The sequence below is a fragment of the Solemya pervernicosa gill symbiont genome, assembly GCF_002020875.1.
Classification (GTDB): domain Bacteria; phylum Pseudomonadota; class Gammaproteobacteria.
Window position 1 is genome coordinate 1 of sequence record NZ_MPRL01000116.1, and the last position, 4348, is coordinate 4348.

The 4348-nt window shown below is 43.8% G+C and carries 4 protein-coding genes; 1 reads left to right on the plus strand and 3 read right to left on the minus strand.

Going from position 1 to position 4348, the window contains the following annotated elements; genetic code table 11:
- Positions 1 to 106: 106 nt before the first annotated feature.
- The 3 genes from BOW52_RS16295 to BOW52_RS16305 all read right to left on the minus strand — a co-directional run bounded on the left by BOW52_RS16295 (position 107) and on the right by BOW52_RS16305 (position 3612).
- Entirely contained in the window at positions 107 to 1357 is a 1251-nt protein-coding gene (locus BOW52_RS16295; RefSeq protein WP_078485140.1) for an Hsp70 family protein, read from the minus strand.
- A 404-nt stretch (positions 1358 to 1761) separates the two neighbouring features.
- A complete protein-coding gene (locus tag BOW52_RS16300; RefSeq protein WP_078485142.1) occupies positions 1762 to 2379 on the minus strand; it encodes a pseudaminic acid biosynthesis-associated methylase in 618 nt (205 codons plus the stop codon).
- 117 nt (positions 2380 to 2496) lie between these two features.
- Entirely contained in the window at positions 2497 to 3612 is a 1116-nt protein-coding gene (locus BOW52_RS16305; protein WP_078485141.1) for a helix-hairpin-helix domain-containing protein, read from the minus strand.
- A 120-nt stretch (positions 3613 to 3732) separates the two neighbouring features.
- Here BOW52_RS16305 and BOW52_RS17590 point away from each other — a divergent pair.
- Positions 3733 to 4348 (plus strand): hypothetical protein (locus BOW52_RS17590; protein WP_236725793.1); only part of this gene is annotated, 616 nt, incomplete at its 3' end.

Genomic DNA, 4348 nt, shown 5'->3' on the forward strand with positions numbered 1-4348 from the left:
CTTCTCCGTCGTTCGCTCTCGCTCTCAACTACGAATAGGCAGACGGCGTCGACTATCGCGGACTAACCGCCTTCGCTTCGCTATCCATGGCGGTCAGCGCTAGTATCTACTTAAATTTCTCCATGGCATCGTAAGTAAGACCAGTTCCTACACTTCCAAATGCATCACCTTCAACCGTACGAGCATTTCTAAACAAGGCACCGATTCTATTTTTAATAAAATCTATCTTAGTTGTTCCACCCGTGTAATAAATAACATCGACTTCATCACCACTAAGCCCGACAGACTTGAGCATCGATTTTATTTCATTAAGCACGCTATTAATTTTCTCGATTATCAAACCCTTCAAATCCGAATGAGACAAACATATGGAAAAACCAGTCTCAACAAATTCAAGATCTATCTGTGCCTCACCATGACTAACCAAATCAATTTTGGCGCTCTCACAACTTGCTAACACCCTATGCCCATCCTGTTTTTCGATAACCTGTAAAAACTTGGTCACCTCATCCATATTGCAGGCATATCGAAAAGTATCCTTTATCTTCCTTACTGTTCCTGGACTGTAGAGCTGGCTCACCAAATGCCACATTGTCATGTCATAAAAATAGGACTTTGGTAATGGCAACTCTTTTCCTGAAGACGATATCATCGTCCCACCCATACCAAGCTTAGACATTACCTTATGTAAGGCGATCACCTGATCTATATCTGTACCGCCTATATGAATTCCTGCAGTAGCAACAATGTCGCCAGATGATCCATCGGCATCGTCTCCTGTTCTTACTATACTGAAATCGGACGTACCGCCACCAATATCGACAATCATGGCCAGCTTATCCGCTGTATTTTCATGGCCAAACGTTTTCGCAGCAGCAATTGGCTCAAACTGGAACTCAATATCCTTAAATCCCTGCTCAACAAACACTTCTCTTAGTACATTTTCAGCCGCTTTATCTTTTTTTGAATCTCGGTCATTAAAATGTACTGGACGACCCACAACCACATTGGACAACTCTGCTTCTACAAGTGATTCACCAATCGATTTTACATGGGCAACATAAAAACCAATAATCTCTTTAAATGACTTATGCTGATTAAAAATCACCGAGGAAGCGTTCATCGTCGATGTTCCCAGGACGCTTTTCAGAGATGTCAGCAATCGCCCTTCTTCATGATTAAGATAATTCTCGACAGCTATCTCACCAAAGCTAATCGAGTGATCAAGCTCATTAAAAAACATTGCCGACCTAAGTGGCTTCTTTCCATTTTCCAGATCAACTAGCGCTGGAAAACCACCTCGAATAACACCAAGTGTAGAATTGCTTGTTCCAAAATCGAATCCGCAGACTCCCATAGCAAAACGCCCTATTATTATCTTAATAATTTACTTTAAAAAAATCAGAGTTTATTTAAAAAGCATCAGATCAATCCACGAAGGCGAATTTTACAGGAAATTTCTCGACACCATTACAACCCACCCTCTTAGCGTACAAACTGCGGCTATTACAACAGCCGTATCGGACTAATGCTATTATCATTATTACAACAATTAACTGGATGATCGCTTAACTGGATGATCGCTCTAACAATAAGGAGGATTTTCGCTTCAAATGCTTCTCAGATCATACTTGACTCTGTATAAAACTTGTTGGCAATCAGATAAGGCGCTGGATCACCATTTCTATTTCAGAGAATAAACAGGCTGAAGATCTATACTACGCCCACACTCGCATCCAAAATAATCAAGCACATAAAACATCACTTCTTTTCTAACAAGAACCAAGTAATATCATCCTGAGGAAAATTACGATCTCTATGATAAACAAAACCGTAATCAACAAGCTCTAAATTAGGATAAATATCCATAATCTCACCAGCAAAGTCTCTTTTAAACAAACGCCCTTCATGCCCTCTATACCCAACTTCAACGGGAGATGGATTGTAGTATTCAGCAATACATATGTATTTACCGCTTGACTTGTACAATACTTCATAAGCTCGATTCAACTCATCAGGATTGATATGAATCAAAACACCTTTAATTAGCACCAAATCCTTTTCTTCAGTCGGAATAAATTCAAGAATTGACGAAAATTTCACTTCAAGACCTTCAATCTTTCGTAGCTGCTCTACAGCTTTTTCATTAATCTCTACTGCCGACATATCCACTTCAGGAAAAAGTCTTTGTATTGCTTTTAAATTAATTCCAATATTTGCACCGAACTCGATCACACTTGATATTGGCGTTGATGTACGCAATACATTTGAAAACATCGCAGTACTCGAAGAGATTTCTGCATCACCTTGATTCCTTGCGATATACTCATCACCAAAATCTCCTGACCAGAAATTTTCTTGCTCAGTTTTGTAGACCATAAACACCCCATCTAGAAAAGCCAATAACCCGAAGATTAGCAGTACAACTGCCGCACCACCTACAATATAAAACAACCCTCAAGAACTCAGAAATAGAATCTAAACCCAACAATCAATTCACAATTCCTTTTTGCTCCTAAGCAACTCCTGCAACTCATCATCCCCTATCACTTTTACACTTAAGGCTTCTGCCTTCACAAGCTTTGACCCAGCCTCACTACCCGCTACGACATAATCCGTTCTTTTCGAAACACTGCCCGTGACCTTGGCACCAAGTAGCTGCAGCTTCTTTTTTGCCTCGTTGCGAGACATCGACTCAAGCGTACCGGTGAGCACAAAGACCAACCCTTCCAACGGCAATTCTCCGACTGGTTGCTTGCTCTCTTCGGCAACCATCGTGACACCCGCAGTGGCCAGCTTCTCGATCACATCTAGATTGTGCTGCTGATGGAAAAAAGTAATCACGTTGCTGGCACTGACCTCGGCAAAGCCGGGCACCTTAACCCTCTTGGCATTCTCCAGCTCATCAACACTCGCCTCTCGTAGTTCTGTGAGTGTTGCATAGCGGGCAGCAATCGCCTCAGCAACCTTAATACCAACGCCTTTGATCTTCAGATCGGCGAGAAAAGGAATAAAATGGTTTCCCTCGAATTTCAGCCCAGGATTCGACTCTAGATAGCCGACCAATGCCTCAGCCCCCTTGCGCCCCACCCCTTTAATGCCGCCGCTCTCAACAAAGTCGGTAAGCACAGCCTTTTCGAGACTCTCAATTGTATGGAAGTGGTTAGCGAGCACTCGCGCCATCTCCTCACCGACTCCCGGAATACCGAGCCCGAAGACGACCCGCTCGAAGGGGCGCGACTTGCTGACCTCAATGGCAGCAATCAAATTATCGACAGACTTTTCGGCCATGCGCTCTAGCGCAACCAACTCATCTCGTTTGCTAGCTAATTCGTATAGGTCTGCAGCGCTCTCGATCAATCCCTCATCGACCAGCTGCTCGACCAATTTGTCGCCCAGCCCGTCGATATCCATCGCGCGACGTGAAGCGAAGTGTTTGATTGCATTCTTGCGCTGCGCCGGACATGAGAGACCGCCGGTACAGCGGGTCGCCGCCTCCCCTTCCGGTTTCACCGTTTCTGAATCACAGACCGGGCAGTGCGTTGGAAAGGTATAGGGCTCGCTATCCGCAGGGCGTCGATCGAGCACCACCGAGACCACTTCGGGAATCACCTCAGAGTGTCACTTTATATCATATATTTCAATTAGAATTAACTTACTGAATATATTTTACTTATATGCTTATTGATACTATAGTTTTTCTAATTGATAGTTTCAAGTAGGGATTTTGGGGTGTCAGCCGAAGTAAAACTCTACTCGTTATCTGCCTCTCTATGCCCAGAATCACATACCGTGCTCGCTAAGTATGCCAGAAGCCGGACACGCCAAGGAAGGAATTACGTAATCAGCTTAGTAGGTACATATATTGGACTACTAGAATCCCCTATAAGAAATGATGACAGTGCTGAATTAACAAAGGCTCTCGTATATATCCGCACACACCTGTGCCAGAACTACACAAAAGATGTGGTTCTGCAAAAACTCTCCGAACTTTACAACCTAACATCACTGTTAGTAGATAAAGGAATAATCACAGGCGACTTGCTCTTCCCTGACAAGCCCAACTCTAGCGCGACATATAAAGTGTACAAGGCTCAAGCGATACCTGCTGAGCACCTAAGCAAGATCAAGCCTAAAAAGCGCAGTGCTGATGAAGAGTTCTACGATACGCTATCAAGAACCTGTTCTGCTGAGATAGCCGAGAGTCTAAAAGCGCATGTCTACAATTTCAAGAATGTAAAACACCACACCGGGGAGTCGCTATTTTTGCGGAAGCTTGTTTTGGGCGTCCAAGCCCAAGCAAGCGGCAAATACTTAACGCGACCGTTTATGCCTACGGCGCCCCGAC